This window comes from Butyricimonas sp. DFI.6.44 (genome assembly GCF_022132345.1).
Lineage (GTDB): Bacteria > Bacteroidota > Bacteroidia > Bacteroidales > Marinifilaceae > Butyricimonas > Butyricimonas muris.
In genome coordinates, this window is record NZ_JAKNJD010000003.1 from 355,007 (window position 1) to 375,875 (window position 20,869).

Genomic DNA, 20,869 nt, shown 5'->3' on the forward strand with positions numbered 1-20,869 from the left:
GTGAAATAGGTTGTATTGAAGAGGGAATGAGATTTTTTTGAAATTAATTTGAAAAAAAAGTTGGTGAATTTTGTCCCCCGGTTTCAAAGTGTGTCGTCTTATACATGTAAAGCAAATGATGAATCATGGAAATCGAGTGGGAAAAAATAAAGCGAATGGCTCTCGATGAATCTTCCGAGCGGGAAAAGCAGGAAGTGTCGGAATGGCAAGAGGGGGACAAAGAACGAGAACGATTTTGCAAAGATGCCGAGGCTTTCTACCGGGAGGGGCAGGAGGTGAATGACCCGTCCCGGGAGGAAATTGAAAGGGCTTGGCTTGCAGTGAGGCAGCGGACACGGAAGCGTCGGTTTATATCTCGCCGTGTGATGGGATGGATTGCCGGGGCGGCTGTTGTTGTCGGGGTATTTTTCGGTGTCCGTTTGATAATGGATGGAGAATCGAAAGTATCACCAATGGTTAAGATGACTAAGACAGAGGGGGTTCGCTTGGTGTTGTCTGATGGTACAACTCATGTCGTTAAGACGGGTGAAAATACTACCTTGAAGGTGCCGGGTTTCGAGGTAAAGAACAATGGATTGAAGCAGTTGGAACAAAAGCAGGTGCTAGAGTCTGATAAGAAAGAGATAACCTATAGTGAAGTGATTGTTCCCCGGGGAGCAGAATACCAGTTGACTCTGGCAGACGGTACGCGGGTGATATTAAATTCGGAATCCAGAATTCGTTTCCCCGATGAATTCCAACTAGACGAACGTAGGGTATATTTGCAGGGTGAGGCGTATTTTCAAGTTGCTCGTGACGAAAACTGTCCTTTTCTGGTGGAGGCGGCAGCGGTAACGGTAAAAGTGTTGGGAACGGAATTCAATGTGAATGCTTACCGGGGAGACGATGTTTCAACGACATTGGTTACGGGACGAGTGAGCGTGGCGGCAGGTCCGGATTCTTTGATATTGAATCCCGGTCAGCAGTGTGTGGCGGGTGGTGGTGCTCTGACTGTACGAGAGGCTGATTTGGTGTCAGTGCTGGCATGGAAGAACGGGGAATTCGTGTTCAAGGATGTGACCTTGGAAGATATGATGAATGAACTTTCCCGTTGGTATGATATGGAAGTGGAGTACGAATCGGAGCATTTGAAAACCGATCGTTATTATATATACGTGGAGCGGAGCAAGACACTGGAGGAGGTATTGGATAAAGTGGTTTTGACTGGAAAAATAAAATACAAAATACATGGAAAGAAAGTGATTGTAGGACAGCAATAAAAAAAGCAAAAGATGCGCACACATCTCTCGCTTTTAAGGCTGAATTATTCATTAAATAAATTCAAGTACAAAGTTATGCAAAAAAATCGACGAAAATGGTTTGGGACGAGCCCAAACAGAAAATTTATTTTGCTATTGCAAACTATTTTTCTAATCGGCGGGTTGTTATGCGGTGGCAATACCCGTGTATGGGGGCAGGCTGTGCCCAAAGTCAGCCTTGATCTGAAACATGCAACATTCGTGAAAGTTATCGAGAGTTTGCGTCAACAGACGGGATACGAGTTCGTGTTTAACGCTCCGGATGTGGAGCACGTGAAGGATGTGTCGCTTTCGTTGAAAGATGTTTCGTTACGGACAGCGATGGATTCGTTGTTGCAAGGGAAAGGCTTGGCGTATAGTATCACGGGGCAGACGGTGGTTATAAAGAAACAAGCGAAGACTCAATCGGAAGTAAAGATGCTACAAGTCAGCGGTCGTATTGTGGATGAAAAGGGAAATCCAGTAGCCGGGGCTACCGTTGTGATCGTGGGAACGACACAGGGGGTTGCTTCTGATGCTGAAGGTCAATATACCATTGCCGCCAAGCCAGACGATATATTGAGGGTTTCCTTCATCGGGTATGAAACAAAAGCTGTCGAAATCAAGGGGAAGGAAAAATTGAATATTCGTTTGGTTCCCACGGAGGAGAACCTTGAGGAAGTTCAAGTAGTTGCTTTTGGTACACAGAAAAAAGAGAGTGTGGTTTCGGCAATCACGACAGTGCGTCCGATGGATTTGAAATCATCTAGTAGCGACTTAACAACTGCTTTAACTGGTAAAATTTCTGGAATCATTGGTTGGCAGACTGGGGGACTCCCGGGTGCTTTGACTGAGGAGGAAATGAACACGAAATTCTACATTCGTGGAGTTAGTTCTTCCAATGGGGTGTCCGAGCCTTTAGTATTGATAGATGGGGTAGAATCTTCCCGTTTGGATTTGGCTCGTATGGTGCCAGAAGATATCGAGAGCTTTTCCGTGTTGAAAGATGCTTCAGCAACGGCGATGTATGGTGCCCGGGGTGCGAACGGTGTGATCTTGGTAACCACGAAAAAAGGTGAAGCGGGGAGTGTTTACACTTCAGTACGTTACGAGGCGGTAATGTCTCAACCGACGGATGAAATTGAAGTAGTTGATGCAAAGACCTATATGCGTATGTATAACGAGGCTTTGTTAGCTCGTAATCCGGGTGCAACGCCTGCTTATTCCTTGATGAAAATTGAGCGCACGGGGGATCCTCGTTATCCGTCGTATGTGTATCCCGCCAACGATTGGTATGACATTCTGTTCAAGAATTTCTCGATTAATCATCGTGCTGGTATTAATGTACGTGGAGGTTCGGAAGTGATGCAATACTATGCGTCTATTAACTACGTGAACGATCAAGGTATGTTAAATACTGATAAATTGAACCAGTTTGATGTGAATATCAAGAATTCCACTCTTTCTTCCCGTCTTAATTTGAACGTGGACTTGAGTGCCGGTATTCGTTTGCTGGTAAATACGTCGTACACGTACGACAAGTACCATGGTCCCATGCAAGACATGACCTCGGCGTATCAGTTGGCGTTTAATGCTTCACCCGTGGATTTTGCGGTGACTTATCCTGCTGACGAGGGCCATAACTGGCCTCACTTGCTTTTTGGTAGTATGCGTCAGAATGGCAATCTTGCCAATAATCCTTATGCATCCATACAAAGTGGTTATAACGACCGTAGTCGTTTTAGTTTAACCAGTCGCATGGAATATATCCATAACCTCTCTTCACTCGTGAAGGGATTGGAGTTGCGGGCGAGTGTTTCTTTCTCAAAGTCCGGTTACGAGTATAATATATTTGCAAATAACCCTTTTTATTATTACTTGGACTTGGAAAATGGCGGGTATGATTTTGAAAAAGACGTGCATACCTTAACGGCATTGAATCCCACGGAGGGTAACCGGACATTGCGGAAGCCGGCGAGTGGTAACAATCAAGGTATGTCATCCTCGACACAGTGGGTTTACGAGGGAAGATTGCTGCACACTGCAGCATGGGGTGATCACCAAACTTCACTGACCGCAGTATTCCAGGCACAACAAGGAAATTCGATGCCTGCGTACGAACTTTTTGATAGTTTCGAGACACGTAATTTGAGTTTCTCGATGCGTGGTTCTTACGGTTATTTGGATCGTTATTTCGTAGAAGCTAGTTTTGGTTACAATGGTTCAGAGCGTTTCACCAAGAACAATCGAATGGGCTTTTTCCCGGCAGTGGGAGGTGCGTGGGTTGTGTCGAAGGAGAATTTCATGCAAAATATTAGTAATTGGTTCTCTTTTATGAAGTTTCGTGTTTCATGGGGAAAAGTGGGAAATGACGGTATTATTAAAACACCGCGCTTCGTTTATATGCCGGAAATTAAAACGGCACAATTAGGTAATAAAGATCCTCGTCCCGGGAAAGATGAGTCCTTTGAGCGTAAGAAAGTTGAGAATTATGGCGATCCGGATGTGAAATGGGAAATAGCTGAGCAAATTAATCTTGGTTTGGAAACCCGTTTTTTCAAGGATGTTTTGGAAATTAATGCTGATTTTTATCAGGAAGTGCGCCATAATATTATCGAGAGCAGGGTGACAATACCCGCTCAGGCAGGAGTAGAGGTTAACCCGTTGGATAATATCGGGAAAGTGCGCTCTCGTGGTATAGATTTGTCTGCTAAAGTTCAACATGCTTTCTCCAAAGATCTTTGGGTTATTTTGAATGGAACCTTAACGTACAGTAAAGCTGTTTACAAGGATTTGGAAGAACCGGTAGATAGACCGTGGTATCAATTGAAGAATGGGCACGAGATTTCCCAACCGGTGGGATATATCGCCGAGGGATTGTTCCGAGATCAAGCGGAAATAGATGCTTCGCCTCAAGCAAGTACCGGGGTGATGCCCGGGGATATTCGGTATCGTGATGTCAACCGAGATGGTGTTATTGATATTGAGGATGCCGTGCGTATCGGTTTCCCGGAAACTCCGCGCTTGGTGTACGGGTTCAGTGGTTTCATCAATTACAAGAATTTTGAGTTTAACTTCGCTTTTCAAGGATCCGGTAAACGAGGGTTCTTCATAAACCCGAAAGCGTTGTCTCCGTTCGTGAGCAATCATGCCATGCTGAAGGAAATTTACGAGAGTCACTGGACGGAAAAAACGACAGATAATTACCCGTTTTGGCCTCGTCTTTCAGTGACTAATATCGTGGATTACAATAAGCAGGAAGATTGGTACGCGAATGAAACGGATGTACGTAAGTCTACTTATTTTATGCGAGAATGTCGTTTCTTGCGTTGTACTTCTTTAGAATTGGCTTATAATTTACCCGGGGATTTAAACAAGAAATTACGTTTGCAGAATATGAAATTTTTTGCCCGGGTGAATAATCCGTTTTTGATTTCCAATTTTAAAACTTGGGATGTGGAATTGGGAGAGAATGGTTTCAACTATCCGATTCAAAAAACTTATGCCATCGGATTGAATTTTAGTTTCTAATATTTGATAATAAGAATAAAATGAAAAGACGAATATTACTTTATTGGGCACTCCCGCTTTTCTTTCTTGCGTCCTGTGATAGTTGGTTAGACGTGGTGCCAGAAAACGATATCGCAACTATTGACACCGATTTTGAAACGTATGCGGGTGCCGATGATTGGTTGAAAAGCTGCTATTTGTTTTTGCAGGACCCCATGAACCCGTACAATAATGTTGCTTTTTGGGCGACAGACGAAATGGTGGCGGATAACTATTTCAGAAACTCGACCAATCATCCGGATGGTATTGATATTCTGAAAGGGATGCAAAGTGTTCTTGCTCCTCTTGATGATAAATGGTATGATAAGAAATTTTCTGGTAATACCTCTTATCGATTTGATTATTACACGGCAATAGTGATGTGCAATCATTTCATCACTCGCATTGACAACGTGTATAATTTGTCGGATAACGATAAAGAGTTATGGAAAGCCGAGGTGATAGCGGTGAAAGCGTATTACTATTTTGAATTAGTACGTCGTTACGGTCCTGTTATTATTGTACCGGAAGACCTTGATCCGAACGCAGACGTGGAATCATTGAAATACCCGCGTAGTCACGTGGATACTTGTTTCAATTATATCGTTCGTCTTTGTGATGAAGCCGCTAAAGTGTTGCCCCCGGGCAGCATGAAGGCAAGTGACCGTCGAGCTTATTTTAACAAAGAAGCTGCGCTGGCTCTTAAAATGCGGACGTTGCTTTATGCGGCTTCCCCGTTATTTAACGGTAATACAGATTATGCGAATTTCGTGAATAAAAATGGGGAGCCCCTGTTCTCCGTAACAGTTGAAAAAGCGAAATGGGAACGGGCTGCCAACGCTGCCAAAGAGTTGATAGCTTTGGTGGATGAAGTCGGTGGTGTATCATTAGTCGAGGGAAGTGTGGCAAACACGAGTTTGCAATCCAAGATGCTCGATATAGAAAACTCCGTGCACACTTATAATTTTATGAATGATGAGGTTTTGTGGATGGTGAAGTATCCTATTATGGGTAGCTCGTTGTTGGGATATGCCCTGCCTGCTTATGATGATGCTTCGAGTCATTCCTTGCAAGGAACTTGTTTTGCTCCCACGTTGAAGATGGTTGAGATGTTCTATACCGAGAATGGTCTGCCTATTGATCAGGATTTGAGATGGGTGGGAGCAGGTAATCCTTATGCGCTTGATAAAGAAAGTGATCCTAAATACACGGATGTGGTTTCTTTTGATGAACCGGTATTGAATTTGCATCGTCGTCGTGAACCTCGTTTTTATGCTAATATTGTTGCTGATCGCTGTTATTGGCGATTGGGTTCTGCGGACGAGAATTTGCATTTGGTAGAAGCTTATCAAGGGGAAGATTTCGGTTTGCAAGCAAAACGTTTAAATGCCTTGGAGCCACAGAATATTACCGGTTATTGGATGAAAAAGTGGTGTGATTCGAGGGGAAATTTGGCTGTTCACGAGGGAGAATTGCAGAGCTTCGGGACGACACCCTATCCGGTATTCCGGTTAGCCGAGGTGTATTTGGCGGCGGCAGAAGCGTTGAATGAGTGTGATGCTCCGTTTGCGGAAGTTTACAAATATCTGAACGTGATTCGGACACGTGCTGGTATTCCGGACGTGGAGGTGGCATGGAGAAATGCCCGGAACCCGGGATTGGTGCAAGACCGGAGCGGTTTACGTGAGATTATTCGTCGGGAGTGGAATATAGAGTTTGCTTTCGAGGGTTATCGTTTTTGGAATGTTCGTCGTTGGAAAATTGCCAATGTAGAGTTGAACGAGCAAGCGTTTGGTTGGAACGTGTTGGGTAATAATGCCAATACTTTCTATAATAATGGCAGACCGATGGTCGTTTATTCGGGAAACAAATTTGTGGCTCCTCGTGATTATTTCTGGCCTATCCGGAGTGAAGAGGTACAAAGGGCGGGATGCGTGCAGAACATAGGATGGTAATATGAATTATGGAATGATAAATCAAAGATTATGAGAAGTATATTATTGATAGTACTATTGATGTGTGGTTTTATCGCCTGTGATGACAATGAAGTCACGTTCGATGTACCGGTGGACTTTCAGCATCTTGCTTTTGAACCGGTGCCGGGTGGAGCTATTATGCGTTATAAATTACCCTCGAATTTGGATGTATTTGGGGTGAGAGTGCGTTACAACGATGCTTTTGGGAAAGAGTTATATAAAGATGGTTCTTACCTCACCGATTCTTTGTTGTTAGGTGGATTCACGGAAGCACGATCGGAAGTGCCTGTGCGGTTGAGTTTCTTTAATCGTGATATGGTAGAGTCTGCTTTTATTGAAAAAAACTTTAGCACGAAACCGGCTGCTACCGTGTCGATTTTCGATAATTTGGAAATCAATCCGTTCTGGGGTGGTTTTAACGTGACCTACCAGAGTCCCAAAACGGTGGATGGTACGATTCACGTGTTTTACATTGGGATGAATCCTACCACAAAACAATTGGATTCCATTTTGATGGGAAGTTATCCTATCGTGGAAGGTGGAGATACGTTGAATTTTGAATTAAACCAAAAGGTCGATCGTTTGGATGTGGTGGTGAGGACCGATGATTACGAGGGACATCGCGTGAAATTAGTCGTTAAAGAAGATGTACCGAACCTCTTGATGGATACGTTGTCTTACGAGGCAGGTGATTTTAGTTTTGAATTCACGGGAGATATAGTGGAGAATGAGCAGTATGGTTTTAGTGAAAAGTATCTTTTTGACGGTAAGAAAAAAGGCGAGGGGTATCGTTCACATATTTTGAAAGGTGAAAACCGAGTGTATGACACGTTTATGGCGGGACCTTATGCTTATAGTGAACGCTTTATTTTTGATTTTGGTACACCGCAAGTGCCGGCAGCCCTTTATGTCTACGCTTTCTTGAATTTAGGTAATTATTACCCGCAACCGGGGAGTGGAGTGCTTGGAGAGTTGTGGTGTGGTAACTACCAAAGTCGTTTACCGAGTAAAGCAAAGGTGTATGGCGTGAAAGCGGGCGAAAACCCGAATACGGTTGATTTGAGTGCTTGCACGTTGCTCTGCGATTTTAAGGAGGATTATACATTCAATTATTGGAAAAATTATTCTTGGTGTAAAAATACGGATAACATTTATGGGAGCGGTGAACGTTGTGATGCCTTGACAGATGCGGAGTATGCTACCAAGGATCCCATCGTGCTAAGATTGATGTGCAACTACACTAAAGAGGAATTCCAGTATCTAATACTTGTGGTGGAGGATACTTATCGTTCGAATCGTTATAATGCTGATTGGAACGAAAATACAAAGGAGTATGTCACATTTGACGAGATCGATGTAGTGGTACAAGCTAAAACAGAAAAGGAGTAATAATTATGAGAAAATACGCAATTTATGCGCTCGGTATGCTGTTTGCATTTTTTACCGGGAGTTGCAACGAGAGTTTGGAAGATACATATGACGAATTTACCAAGGGAGGAATGATTCGTTATGTGGGTAGATGTTCGAACGTGCAGGTGAAGGCCGGCTGGGAGCGTTTACAAGTGATTTGGAAAAATCATGCTGATGCTGGAATTGAACGGGTGAAAGTTACTTGGCAGTCAGAAAACGAAACGATTCCCGAGGTGCGTTATATCGAGCGTGCGGAGCTGAACCACGAGGGAGATTTGATGGATACCATTTACCTTGAAGGATTGGGTAATTCTATGTACACGGTACGGGTGTGTAATGTGGTTGCCGACGATTCAGAGTCTTTGATTGAGGAAAAGTACGGGCGTCCTTACACGTTTGCTCACGAGGATTTGGGAACTTTCACGCGGGGGATTTCATTCTTTAGCCGTTTGGGAGACAAATTGGCAATCGTGCTTGATCGAGATAACGAGAATATCAGGGAATTGGAATTGTGCTATCACGTTGAAGGAAAAGATGAAGTGTGCAGATGGAACATCAAGGAGCACATGGATGATACGTTATCGTACGTGAGGGGTGGATGGGAACTGATTGAGGAGCCCGATAATATGTTTCTTTTGCCTGTGGGGTCGGGAGAAAAAATTGATTTTACGAAGCCGTTATTCATTGAGCGAAGAGGATTGTTGAGTGGTTGCGTGGATACGATTAAATTCGAGCCGATGAATTTGAATTTCGAGGAGAGATTGTGGTCCACGGAGTTCGCTCAATTGATGTTGAAACTTTATGGTAATGGTTGGGAAGAAAAGATGAATGAGGTAGAAATCGTGGAATTGGATTATAATTTTACTTCTTTCCTAGATTTGTTGTATCTCCCGAATCTGAAAAAAGTTATTTTGGGTAAAAACCGTTATATGCAACCCTCTTTCGTGCGTTCGTTCACGAGCACGACGGATAAATATGTGGCTTGTGTAACGTTGGCGTTTTTGCAGGCTATACGCCCAGGGTTTTCTGTGGAACATTACAATAATCATTACTTTGTTTCTGCTGATTACGAGGCTTATAACAGTGTTGATAAATTTAAAGAACTCGGAAAGATTATGGTGAACGAGTTGGGGACGACTAACTTGAATGCAAAACCGACCTACGAGTCGTGTGATACCACGGGGTGGAAAGTGACTTGCTCTGATACTCTTTGCAATGGTTACGCTGATAATGGTGCGGCTTGGTTGCTTTATGATGCCAAACTTCACTTCGAGAACGATTGGGATGAATGGGACGAGGAGGTTTATTTTGAACCAAGGTGGACATTGGGAGCCAGTATTGTTACCGTGACCTACGATATGGGAAGAGATAAACCGCAAATAGTGAGAGGTTTCAAGGTGAAACAGCCTGAACGGAATCAGAAAGATGACTCGAAATACTTGTTGTCATCCTTGATGATAGAATTTTCTAATGATGGTTACTCTTGGACAAAAGCCACTTATACGGACGGTAGTGCTATTATTGGTAACTCTCCCGCCGAGGAGACCTATATTGTCGTACCTGAAGACTTGTGTAGAGAACCCGTGCGTTATATTCGCTTGATCATGAGTACTCACAAGGTGGACGATCAGGGAGCCTATAATTTGCGTCTTGGTAAATTTATTCCGCTTTCTAAATTGAATTTTTAATATTCTATCCTCTCCTGCTTGTGACAGGCGGGAGAGGTGATGTTTACTACACGTTGAAACAAGATGTGTTTCTCGTGTTGGCGGGGAGTTTCTTTTCTTGACGAGAATAGAATAAAAGAGAGTTGTATTTTAATAGAATTATGAGAAAAATTTTATTTTTAATCGGTTTGGCGATGCTTTCCGCATTTGCTTGTAAAGCGCAGGATTGCTACCGAATCAGTGGCAAAGTGAGCGGGGTGACAGACGGTACTCTTCTGTTAATCGGTAACGAGCGGGAGAAGCTCGATACGCTGGGTTACGTGACGGTTAAAAACGGCGTTTTCGTCTTTACAGGCAAGGTGAACGCTCCCGTGGCGGCTTACCTCGCTCTTTCTGACGGGAACGGCATGATACCGTTGATTCTCGAGAACGCTAACTTCATGGTAAATGTGAGTAACTCCGGGGTATTAATTCAGGGCGGCAAGCAACAGGAATTGTTGACCCGCTTCACTCGTATCAGTCAAGCTTTCTTGGCAGAACAAGCCAAGGTGGCGGCAGAAGTACAACAGCCGGGGGTGAACATTCAAACCTTGCAAGACAAAGTAAACAAGGCCTACGAGGCATCGGTGAATGCCATGTTGGAGTTGATCAAGGCGAACCCCGACGAGTACGCCACGGCTCACGTGATCGCCCTCGGTATCAGCGGTGAAACGGAGGAGGGCTTGCGCTCGAAGTATGACCTTCTCGGGGAGGCTGCCCGTGCTACCGTTCCCGGCAAGCGGATCGCTGCGGCGTTGGAACACTACGAGAAACTAGCCATTGGCGAGGTGGCACCTAATTTCACCACGGAGAAGCCCGACGGGAACACCTTCTCGTTGCACGACCTTCCCGCCAAGTTGAAGCTGGTGTACTTTTGGGTTTCAACGAACCCGCTCTGTCGTCAGGACAACATCGACCTCGTGAAACTTTACCTGCAATACCGCCCGTTGGGTCTGGAAATCGTCAGTATCTCGCTCGACGAGAACCGTGGTGACTGGCGTAACGCCGTCGGGATGGACGGGATGGTGTGGACGAACGGCTCGGACTTGCAAGGCTTCGCCTCCCCGATCGCCCGTCTTTACATGGTACACGAACTCCCGGCAACATTCCTCGTTGACGCGGAGAACCGTATCGTGGCGAAAGGCCTCCGCGGGGATGCCCTTCGTGACACGGTGGCGAAGTTGCTGAAAAAGAGCAAGAAAAAGTAATCGTGTTTTATAAATTTGGTGCGTGCTAGGGGGGGAGTCGAGAAAATGGCTCCCCTCTTTTTATTTATTGTCTACGCCCGTCGGTGAGTTTTTCATGAGGCATAAATTTAATTGTCAATGAAAACAGATTTATCGGGTGTAACTGCACCTTTGAGAGAGTCACCGTTGGTGGCAGATGGCTTGCTTATCCGTCAGGACGAGTATTACAAGAAATATTTCTATGCCGAAATCCTTTGGATAGAGGCATCGGGTAATTATTGTTATTTTCATTTAAAAGATAAATCCCGGATTACCGTGGCGTGCCGTTTGGGTAGCGTGGAGTGGCAACTACCGGACGCCTATCTTGTGCGTGTACACCGTGGTTTTATCCTGAACCTGCGTTATGTCGACACGTGGGCGGGCAACTCCTTGCGAGCCGGGGAGAAATGGTTCCCGCTGGGGGACTATTACCGGAAAAACGTGTTGGCTTGTTTTAATATACTGGATACTTCCCGGGAAAACCCGAAAACGGGGAACGGGGAGTAATCGTGTAATTTAATATTCACCGGTCTCGTGGATAGATTTATCGACGGGTGCCGGTGAATATGTTTCAGGTGTTAACACGATACACGAGGTTGGGGAAATCCGATGAATATCCCGTGAAGACGGGGTGTAATCCCGGTGAAGACAGGGAACAAATTCCTTTTAAACTCCTTTCAAACTCCTTTCAAACTCGTTCGGGAAGGTTTTTGAAAAGAGTTTGATGAGAAGGGGAAAGGAAAATGTGAGTTTATTTGTTTATAAGTACGGCTAACCTTCTCACTGTCTTGCCCTTTTTTTGAAAAAAAAGATAGAATTGTTTGGTGGTGAAATATAAAGTTCGTACATTCGCGAGCCAAATTGAATAAAAGTAACTAATTTAAAAGTACTTGTATGCCAACTATTCAACAGTTAGTAAGAAAAGGAAGAACAAAAATCCAGGACAAAAGCAAGGCTCCGGCTTTGGATGGTTGTCCGCAAAGACGCGGGGTTTGTGTTCGTGTGTACACGACAACCCCGAAGAAACCGAACTCAGCGATGAGAAAGGTTGCCAGAGTTAGATTAACCAACGGAAAAGAGGTAAATGCTTACATTCCGGGAGAAGGACACAATTTGCAAGAGCACTCTATTGTTTTGATTAGAGGTGGTCGTGTGAAAGACCTTCCGGGAGTTCGTTATCACTTGGTTCGCGGTACATTGGATGCTGCCGGTGTTAACGGTCGTTTACAGAGTCGTTCCAAGTATGGTGCCAAGAGACCGAAAAAAGGTGCTGCTCCGGCCGCTCCCGCTAAAGGTAAGAAAAAGTAAGAATTAACAGGAGTTGTTTATGGGTTGTTCCCGAAAAGTTGAGTAAATGGTCGTGAGACCGTTGAAGACCGGAAAGGGCAGCGAACGAACAAATTCGTAAACTAGAAGAGATGAGAAAGAGTAAACCAAAAAAGAGAATCCTGTTACCGGACCCGAAGTTTAACGATGTATTAGTAACTCGGTTCGTTAATGATTTGATGGTAGATGGAAAGAAGTCTATCGCGTTTAGAATTTTCTACGATGCTATTGATATCGTGGAAGAAAAAATAGGTAAAAAAGAAGAAAAGCCTGCGTTGGAAATCTGGAAACAAGCTTTGGAGAATATCACTCCGCAAGTTGAGGTGAAGAGTCGTCGTGTAGGTGGTGCTACGTTCCAAGTGCCGACGGAAATCAACCCGATGAGAAAAAGAGCTCTCTCCGTGAAAAATATGATTCTGTTCTCTCGCAAAAGAAGCGGTAGAAACATGGCAGAAAAACTAGCTGCTGAAATCATGGCTGCATACAAGGAAGAAGGAGCGGCTTACAAGAAGAAAGAGGATATTCACCGTATGGCTGAAGCCAACAGAGCTTTTGCACATTTCAGATTTTAATTGAAGGGATAGAAAGAAGATGGCAAAAAGAGATTTACATTTTACAAGAAACATCGGTATCATGGCTCACATTGATGCCGGAAAAACCACAACGACTGAGCGTATCCTGTATTTCACGGGGGTGAACCACAAGATTGGTGAAACTCACGATGGTACGGCTACCATGGACTGGATGGTGCAGGAGCAGGAGAGGGGTATCACCATTACTTCTGCCGCTACCACTTGTTTCTGGAATTATCAGGACCAGCAATATAAAATCAATATTATTGATACCCCGGGACACGTTGACTTTACCGTTGAGGTAGAGCGTTCATTGCGTGTGTTGGACGGTGCTGTTGCATTGTTCTGTGCCGTGGGCGGAGTGGAAGCACAATCGGAGACCGTTTGGCGTCAGGCAAACAAGTACGGGGTTCCGAGAATCGCTTTCGTGAACAAAATGGACCGTTCAGGTGCTGACTTCTTCAAGGCAGTACGTGAGATTCGCGAGAAATTGAAAGCTAACCCGATTCCATTAGTGTTGCCTATCGGTGCAGAAGAGAATTTCGAGGGAATAATCGATTTGATCGAGATGAAGGCTTACGTGTGGGAGAATGGATCGAAGGAGGCAACAATTAAAGAAGTTCCGGCTAATTTATTAGCGGAAGCTCAAGAATGGAGAGAGAAGTTGGTTGAGGCTGCCGCTGTTCAGGATGAGGCTTTGATGGAACGTTTCTTCGAGGATCCTGATTCTATCACGGTTGAAGAATTGAAAGCCGTGGTTCGTAAAGCCGTTATCGCTATGGATTTCTGTCCGGTGATGTGCGGTTCTTCATTCAAGAACAAAGGTGTTCAGAATTTGTTGGATGCTGTTATCGCTTATTTGCCGCATCCGCTGGATATTCCGGCTGCTGCAGGTAAAAGACCGGGAACAGAAGAATCCGTGACTTTCGAGATTGATCCTGATGCTCCGCTTTCCGCGTTGGCATTCAAGATCGCGACTGACCCGTTCGTGGGACGTTTGTGCTATACACGTGTTTACTCCGGTAAAATCGAGGCCGGTTCATACGTTTACAACCCGCGTACAGAGAAGAAAGAGCGTATTTCTCGTTTGTTCCAGATGCACTCCAATAAACAACAGCCTAAGGATGTGATCGAGGCTGGTGATATTTGTGCTTGCGTTGGATTTAAAGATATTCGTACCGGAGATACTTTGTGTACCGAGGAAAATCAAATCGTACTTGAAAGTATGACATTCCCGGAACCGGTGATCGGTATTGCTGTTGAGCCGCTTACGCAGAAAGATACGGATAAGTTAGGTATGGCTTTAGCTAAATTGGCTGAAGAAGACCCGACTTTCCGCGTGAAGACTGACGAGGATTCAGGGCAAACCGTGATTAGTGGTATGGGTGAGCTTCACTTGGATATTATCCTTGACCGTTTGAGACGCGAGTTTAAGGTTGAATGTAACCAAGGTGCTCCTCAGGTTGCTTACAAAGAGGCTATTAACGGAACGGTTGAACACCGTCACGTGTTCAAGAAGCAAACCGGAGGTCGCGGTAAATTCGCTGATATCATCTTCAGAATGGAACCGGCAGAAGAAGGAAAAGAAGGTTTGACTTTCGTGAACGAGGTGAAAGGTGGTAATATCCCGAAGGAGTTTATCCCGTCTGTAGAGAAAGGATTCAAGGATGCCATGGTAAACGGTGTTTTGGCCGGATACGAGTTGGTAAGCTTGAAGATTACTTTGCTTGACGGTTCGTTCCACCCGGTTGACTCTGATGCTTTGTCTTTCGAAATGGCCGCTAAGATCGGTTACAAGGAAGCAGCACAGAAAGCGAAACCGGTGTTGTTGGAGCCGATCATGAAACTCGAGGTGGTAACCCCGGAAGAGTACATGGGAGATATTATCGGTGACTTGAACCGTCGTCGCGGACAAGTTGAAGGAATGGAGTCAAGAGCCGGAGCTCGCGTGATCGAGGCCAAAGTGCCGCTTGCAGAGCAATTCGGTTACGTGACCGTTTTGAGAACTTTGTCTTCCGGTCGTGCAAGTTCATCCATGGAGTTCTCGCATTACGCCGAGGTACCGAAGGGCATTGCCAAGGAAGTTGTAGAGAAGAATAACGGTAGAGTAGAATTATTGTAAGAATTTTGGATTAGTGATTTACGATTCAAGAGTGATCGAGAGTCGTAAATCTTAAATCATAAATCATAATTAAAAACATGAGCCAAAAAATCAGAATTAAGTTGAAATCTTACGATCACAACTTGGTTGACAAGTCTGCAGAGAAGATTGTAAAGACAGTAAAGGCTACCGGCGCAGTGGTAAGCGGACCGATTCCGCTTCCGACTCACAAGGGTATTTTTACTGTAAACCGCTCTACGTTCGTGAACAAAAAGAGCCGTGAACAATTCTTGGTATGCACGTTCAAAAGATTGATCGACATCTACAGTTCTACTGCAGGTACGATCGACGCTTTGATGAAACTAGAGTTACCGAGCGGTGTTGAAGTAGAGATTAAAGTATGATAACGGCGAAAACTTATGTCGTTATTAGAGAGATTGAAAACCTATTTTTAAAAAGAGAAAAAAAGAGATGCCAGGTTTAATTGGAAAAAAAGTCGGAATGACTTCCGTATTCAGTGCCGAGGGAAAAAGTGTTCCATGCACTGTGATTGAGGCCGGTCCATGTGTTGTAACTCAGGTAAAAACTGTAGAGAAAGACGGTTACACAGCACTTCAGTTGGGTTTTGATGACAAAAAAGAAAAACACACAACGAAGCCGCTAAGTGGACATTTTAAGAAGGCAGGCACAACTCCGAAAAGAAAGCTCGTTGAGTTTTCAGGGTATGATGTCGAGTACAAGTTAGGAGATGTAATTGACGTGAAACTGTTCGAGGGAACAGAATACGTTGATGTTGTAGGAACCAGCAAGGGAAAAGGATTCCAAGGTGTTGTGAAACGCCACGGTTTTGCTGGAGTTGGAGAGGCTACTCACGGTCAGCACAACCGTCAGAGAAAGCCGGGATCTATCGGTGCTTGTTCTACACCGTCACGCGTTTTCAAAGGAATGCGCATGGGTGGACAAACAGGTGGTGATAGAATAACGGTTCAGAATCTGGAAGTGTTGAAGGTGATACCCGAGAATAATTTGTTATTGGTGAAGGGTTCTATTCCCGGAGCTAAAGGTTCATACGTAATTATCGAGAAGTAATGGAGTTAAGTGTATTAAACATTGCCGGACAAGAAACAGGCAGGAAGGTAGAGTTAAATGACGCTATCTTCGGGATTCAGCCTAACGAACACGCTATCTATCTTGATGTAAAGCAGTTTTTAGCGAACAACCGCCAAGGAACCCACAAGTCAAAACAAAGAAACGAGATTTCCGGTAGTACCCGCAAGCTGAAAAAGCAAAAAGGTACCGGTGGTGCCCGTGCTGGTGGTATCAAGAGCCCTCTGTTCAGGGGTGGTGGTAGAGTGTTTGGACCCGTACCAAGAGATTATAGCTTCAAATTAAACAAGAAGCTGAAAAGATTGGCCCGTAAATCAGCGTTATCTGTGAAAGTTGCTGAAAATGCAGTTACTATTGTTGAGGATCTCAACTTCGAGGCACCGAAGACAAAACAGATGGTACAGCTGTTGAATAACCTGAAATTAGGTGATCGGAACATCCTGTTGGTGACGAACGAGATGAACGATAACGTTCTGTTATCCGCTCGTAACTTGCAATACTTGGATGTGATGAGAGTTTGCGATCTTGCAACTTACAATATCATGAGAGCTAAGAATCTCGTGTTCGTTGAAAGTTCAGTGCAGGGCCTGAATGAAATGTTCAATCTTAATGAAGAGTAAGACATGCAAGTGATATTTAAGCCCATTTTGTCAGAGAAAATGACAGCATTGACTGACAAGCAGAACAGAGTAGCGTTTGTTGTAAACAAAGCAGCGAATAAATTAGAGATTAAGAGAGCAGTTGAAGCAATGTACAGCGTGACCGTGAAGAATGTAAACACGATGGTGTACCAGGGAGATGCAAAATCCCGTTACACGAAAGCAGGTGTTATCTCCGGAAGAACCGCTTCATTCAAGAAAGCAATTGTGACCTTAGCAGAAGGTGATAGTATTGATTTTTTTAGCAATATTTAATTAAGATGGCTGTAAGAAAATTAAACCCTGTAACTCCTGGTCAGAGACATAAGGTAGCGATTACCTTTGATCAGTTGACTACAGATAGACCTGAGAAATCATTGTTAGGACCGAAGAAAAGAACCGGTGGACGTAACCATTCCGGTAAAATGACAATGAGATATATAGGTGGTGGTCATAAACAAAGATACAGAATAATAGATTTCAAACGCGATAAGGATAATGTTCCGGCTCGTGTTGCAACGATCGAGTACGATCCCAATCGTACGGCGAGAATTGCTCTATTAGTGTATGCAGACGGAGAAAAACGTTACATCGTGGCACCGGACGGGTTGCAAATTGATCAAACCGTGATGAGTGGTGCAGGTGTTGCTCCGGAAGTAGGTAATTCTTTGTTCTTATCTGAAATCCCACTAGGTACAATCATTCATAACATCGAGTTGAGACCGCAGCAGGGAGCCGTGATGGCTCGTAGTGCCGGTTCATACGCTCAGTTAGTGGCAAGAGACGGTAAATACGTTTCTATCAAATTACCTTCCGGTGAGGTTCGTATGGTGTTGGCAGCTTGTCGCGCCACAGTAGGTACGGTGTCTAACTCCGACCACGCTTTGGAACGTTCAGGTAAAGCCGGTCGTACGCGCTGGTTAGGTCGCAGACCTCGCGTGAGAGGTGTCGTGATGAACCCGGTTGATCACCCGATGGGTGGTGGTGAAGGCCGCGCTTCAGGAGGACATCCTCGCTCAAGAAAAGGCTTGTTGGCTAAAGGATACAAGACTAGAGCTCCGAAGAAACACTCTAGCAAGTATATCATAGAAAGAAGGAAAAAATAACTGATTAATTATTGATGTTATGAGTCGTTCGTTAAAAAAAGGCCCTTTTATAGATTTCAAGCTAGAGAAAAAAGTATTGGTGATGAATGAGTCCAATAAGAAATCGGTTGTTAAAACCTGGGCTCGTCATTCCATGATTTCTCCGGACTTCGTAGGGCACACTATCGCTGTACACAACGGTAATAAATTTATCCCGGTATTCGTGACTGAAAATATGGTAGGTCATAAATTGGGAGAATTTGCGCCGACGCGTACATTTAGAGGCCATGCTGATAAGAAGAAAAAATAATGCATGGTAAGGTTGAACTAAAGAAGATGTATTAAAATGGGTGCAAGAAAAAGATTAAGAGCAAATCAGAATAAAGAAGCCAAAAAAGAGAAGGCTTTTGCAATTCTTCGCGATTGTCCTACATCTCCTCAAAAAATGAGATTGGTGGCAGACTTGGTTCGCGGAGTAGATGTACAGAAAGCTTTGGATATGCTTAAGTTTTGTCCTAAAGAAGCTGCTCGTAAGGTTGAAAAGCTGTTGCTTTCAGCGATTGCAAACTGGGAACAGAAGAACGAAGGGAAGCGTGTTGACGAAGCTGCCCTGTTCGTGAAAGAGATTTTCGTTGACGGTGCAGGTATGTTGAAAAGACTTAGACCGGCCCCGCAAGGAAGAGCACACCGGATTCGTAAACGTTCAAATCACGTGACGATCGTGCTGGGAAGCAAGACAGCTGTAGAAAACATTACAAAAGAATAGTTACATGGGACAGAAAGTTAATCCAATAAGCAATAGATTAGGAATCATCAAAGGATGGGATTCTAACTGGTTTGGCGGTAAAAACTATGGCGATAAATTGGTGGAAGATTACAAGATCAGAAAGTATCTGAACGCCCGTCTCGCTAAAGCAGGAATCGCTAAAATTGTTATCGAGAGAACTTTGAAACTCATCACTATCACGATCAACACCGCTCGTCCGGGTATTATCATCGGTAAAGGAGGTCAGGAAGTTGACAAGTTGAAAGAGGAGTTGAAGAAGATCACCGATAAGGAAGTTCAAATTAATATCTTCGAGATCAAGCGTCCGGAGTTGGATGCCGTGATCGTGGGCAATAACATAGCTCGTCAGTTGGAAGGCCGCGTAGCTTACCGTAGAGCTATCAAGATGGCTATCGCTTCAACCATGAGAATGGGAGCGGAAGGTATCAAAATTTTGATCTCCGGTCGTTTGAACGGTGCGGAAATGGCGAGAGCCGAAATCTACAAGGAAGGTAGAATTCCGTTGCACACGTTCCGCGCTGATATAGACTACGCTCAGGCCGAGGCTTTGACTACCTACGGTCAGCTGGGTATTAAAGTTTGGATTTGCAAAGGAGAGGTTTACGGTAAACGCGAACTAGTTCCGAATGCGCTGGTAAGTGCTCCGAGAGAGAACAACCGTCCGAACAATGCCGGCAAAAAAGGCGGGTTTAAAAAGAGAAAAAAATAGTCTTTTAACTTTTAAACAGATCAAGAGCTATGTTACAGCCAAAGAGGACTAAATACAGAAGGTCGCAGAAAGGGAGAATGAGAGGGAATGCCCAAAGAGGACATGAACTGGCATTCGGATCTTTCGGGATCAAGGCGTTGGAGAACATGTGGATCGAACAACGCCAGATTGAAGCAGCCCGTGTTGCGGTAACTCGTTACATGCAAAGACAGGGTCAGATATGGATTCGTATATTTCCAGATAAACCTATTACTAAAAAACCCGCTGAGGTTCGTATGGGTAAGGGTAAGGGATCTCCGGAAGGGTTCGTTGCTCCGGTTACACCGGGACGTATTCTTTTCGAAGCAGATGGAGTACCTTATGCAATCGCTAAAGAAGCATTGCGTTTAGCGGCTCAAAAGTTGCCCATCGCTACGAAGTTTGTGGTTAGACGTGATTATTCCGAGTAGTCGTTGACTATTTGAATTTCGAAACGAAAAAATGTAAGAGAAATGAAACAATCAGAAATTTGTGAATTAACCACAGAAGAGATAAAGGAGAAGATCGCTACAGAGCAATCGGCCTTGACGAAGTTGAAGATGAACCATGCTGTTTCTCCTCTTGAGAACCCGATGTTGATCCGGGCTACAAGAAGAAACATCGCTAGATTGATGACGGAGTTACGCAAGCGTGAATTAAACAAGTAGTAGAAAATGGAAAGAAATCTTAGAAAAGAGCGTACCGGTCTTGTGGTAAGCAACAAGATGGACAAGTCTATCACGGTTGCTGTTCACTTTAAGGAGAAGCACCCGATTTACGGGAAGTTCGTCAGCAAGACCAAAAAGTTCACCGCCCACGATGAGAAGAACGAATGTAACATCGGGGATACCGTGAGAATTATGGAAACCCGTCCCTTGAGCAAGACCAAGAGATGGAGATTAGTTGAAATCATTGAAAGAGCTAAGTAATCATGATACAACAAGAGAGTAGATTGACCGTAGCCGATAACAGCGGCGCCAGAGAAGTGCTTTGTATCCGTGTTCTTGGTGGTACCAAGAAAAGATACGCACGCGTAGGCGATAAAATCGTTGTTACCGTGAAGAACGCCATCCCGAACGGTGATATTAAGAAGGGAACCGTTAGTAAGGCAGTGGTAGTTCGTGTAAGCAAAGAGTACAGACGTCCGGACGGATCTTATATCCGCTTTGATGATAACGCTTGCGTGTTGTTGAACAACGCGGGAGAAATGAGAGGAACTCGTATCTTCGGACCTGTTGCCAGAGAAGTTCGTGAGGGTTATACCAAGATTGTATCTTTAGCCCCCGAAGTACTTTAAGATTTTAGATTTATGATTTTAGATTTTAGATTGAAATAATGATCGGAAGTCTTGAAATCATAAATCGTAAATCATAAATCATAAA

Annotated in this window: 22 protein-coding genes; all 22 read left to right on the forward strand. The window is 44.3% G+C overall.

Annotation, left to right across the window (positions count from 1 at the left end):
- Positions 1-125: 125 nt before the first annotated feature.
- The 22 genes from L0M98_RS06515 to rplN all read left to right on the forward strand — a co-directional run bounded on the left by L0M98_RS06515 (position 126) and on the right by rplN (position 20,784).
- Complete coding sequence (locus L0M98_RS06515; protein ID WP_227216616.1) at positions 126-1,259, forward strand: FecR family protein; 1,134 nt, start codon at positions 126-128, stop codon at positions 1,257-1,259.
- A 75-nt stretch (positions 1,260-1,334) separates the two neighbouring features.
- Entirely contained in the window at positions 1,335-4,808 is a 3,474-nt protein-coding gene (locus L0M98_RS06520) for a TonB-dependent receptor (RefSeq protein WP_370645589.1), read from the forward strand.
- Positions 4,809-4,828: 20 nt separating this feature from the next.
- Entirely contained in the window at positions 4,829-6,781 is a 1,953-nt protein-coding gene (locus L0M98_RS06525; protein ID WP_227216618.1) for a RagB/SusD family nutrient uptake outer membrane protein, read from the forward strand.
- Between the two features lie 30 nt (positions 6,782-6,811).
- The gene (locus tag L0M98_RS06530) at positions 6,812-8,191 is read left to right on the forward strand and encodes a DUF4959 domain-containing protein (RefSeq protein WP_227216619.1); all 1,380 of its coding nucleotides are present in this window, start codon (positions 6,812-6,814) and stop codon (positions 8,189-8,191) included.
- 5 nt (positions 8,192-8,196) lie between these two features.
- On the forward strand, positions 8,197-9,900 hold the full coding sequence (locus L0M98_RS06535) for a DUF4998 domain-containing protein (RefSeq protein ID WP_227216620.1): 1,704 nt from the start codon (positions 8,197-8,199) through the stop codon (positions 9,898-9,900).
- Between the two features lie 140 nt (positions 9,901-10,040).
- A complete protein-coding gene (locus L0M98_RS06540; protein ID WP_237961675.1) occupies positions 10,041-11,126 on the forward strand; it encodes a TlpA disulfide reductase family protein in 1,086 nt (361 codons plus the stop codon).
- 117 nt (positions 11,127-11,243) lie between these two features.
- Positions 11,244-11,651, forward strand: a complete 408-nt coding sequence (locus L0M98_RS06545; protein WP_237961676.1) for a LytR/AlgR family response regulator transcription factor — start codon at positions 11,244-11,246, stop codon at positions 11,649-11,651.
- A gap of 387 nt (positions 11,652-12,038) precedes the next feature.
- Positions 12,039-12,452, forward strand: a complete 414-nt coding sequence (rpsL, locus tag L0M98_RS06550) for a 30S ribosomal protein S12 (protein WP_099291608.1) — start codon at positions 12,039-12,041, stop codon at positions 12,450-12,452.
- 110 nt (positions 12,453-12,562) lie between these two features.
- On the forward strand, positions 12,563-13,042 hold the full coding sequence (rpsG, locus tag L0M98_RS06555; protein ID WP_186975992.1) for a 30S ribosomal protein S7: 480 nt from the start codon (positions 12,563-12,565) through the stop codon (positions 13,040-13,042).
- A gap of 19 nt (positions 13,043-13,061) precedes the next feature.
- Positions 13,062-15,164, forward strand: coding sequence for an elongation factor G (gene fusA, locus L0M98_RS06560; protein ID WP_227217879.1), 2,103 nt, complete (start codon positions 13,062-13,064; stop codon positions 15,162-15,164).
- Positions 15,165-15,241: 77 nt separating this feature from the next.
- Positions 15,242-15,547, forward strand: coding sequence for a 30S ribosomal protein S10 (gene rpsJ, locus L0M98_RS06565; RefSeq protein ID WP_009137840.1), 306 nt, complete (start codon positions 15,242-15,244; stop codon positions 15,545-15,547).
- A 67-nt stretch (positions 15,548-15,614) separates the two neighbouring features.
- A complete protein-coding gene (rplC, locus tag L0M98_RS06570) occupies positions 15,615-16,232 on the forward strand; it encodes a 50S ribosomal protein L3 (protein WP_099291611.1) in 618 nt (205 codons plus the stop codon).
- The gene (rplD, locus tag L0M98_RS06575) at positions 16,232-16,870 is read left to right on the forward strand and encodes a 50S ribosomal protein L4 (RefSeq protein WP_186975991.1); all 639 of its coding nucleotides are present in this window, start codon (positions 16,232-16,234) and stop codon (positions 16,868-16,870) included. The genes rplC and rplD overlap by 1 nt, the downstream gene beginning before the upstream one ends.
- Positions 16,871-16,873: 3 nt before the next feature.
- Positions 16,874-17,164: a 50S ribosomal protein L23 gene (gene rplW, locus L0M98_RS06580; protein WP_099291613.1), complete on the forward strand. Its 291-nt coding sequence runs from the start codon at positions 16,874-16,876 to the stop codon at positions 17,162-17,164.
- Positions 17,165-17,169: 5 nt separating this feature from the next.
- Positions 17,170-17,994, forward strand: coding sequence for a 50S ribosomal protein L2 (gene rplB / locus L0M98_RS06585; RefSeq protein ID WP_099291614.1), 825 nt, complete (start codon positions 17,170-17,172; stop codon positions 17,992-17,994).
- A 19-nt stretch (positions 17,995-18,013) separates the two neighbouring features.
- A complete protein-coding gene (gene rpsS / locus L0M98_RS06590) occupies positions 18,014-18,283 on the forward strand; it encodes a 30S ribosomal protein S19 (protein ID WP_018337682.1) in 270 nt (89 codons plus the stop codon).
- A 36-nt stretch (positions 18,284-18,319) separates the two neighbouring features.
- Positions 18,320-18,739, forward strand: a complete 420-nt coding sequence (rplV, locus tag L0M98_RS06595; protein ID WP_099291615.1) for a 50S ribosomal protein L22 — start codon at positions 18,320-18,322, stop codon at positions 18,737-18,739.
- Positions 18,740-18,743: 4 nt separating this feature from the next.
- Entirely contained in the window at positions 18,744-19,469 is a 726-nt protein-coding gene (rpsC, locus tag L0M98_RS06600) for a 30S ribosomal protein S3 (RefSeq protein WP_099291616.1), read from the forward strand.
- Between the two features lie 29 nt (positions 19,470-19,498).
- Positions 19,499-19,918 (forward strand): 50S ribosomal protein L16, encoded by a 420-nt coding sequence (gene rplP, locus L0M98_RS06605; RefSeq protein ID WP_099291617.1) that lies wholly within the window; start codon positions 19,499-19,501, stop codon positions 19,916-19,918.
- A gap of 42 nt (positions 19,919-19,960) precedes the next feature.
- On the forward strand, positions 19,961-20,155 hold the full coding sequence (gene rpmC / locus L0M98_RS06610) for a 50S ribosomal protein L29 (RefSeq protein ID WP_099291618.1): 195 nt from the start codon (positions 19,961-19,963) through the stop codon (positions 20,153-20,155).
- 6 nt (positions 20,156-20,161) lie between these two features.
- Positions 20,162-20,416: a 30S ribosomal protein S17 gene (gene rpsQ, locus L0M98_RS06615; RefSeq protein WP_018337677.1), complete on the forward strand. Its 255-nt coding sequence runs from the start codon at positions 20,162-20,164 to the stop codon at positions 20,414-20,416.
- Between the two features lie 2 nt (positions 20,417-20,418).
- Positions 20,419-20,784, forward strand: a complete 366-nt coding sequence (gene rplN / locus L0M98_RS06620) for a 50S ribosomal protein L14 (protein WP_018337676.1) — start codon at positions 20,419-20,421, stop codon at positions 20,782-20,784.
- Positions 20,785-20,869: the final 85 nt, after the last annotated feature.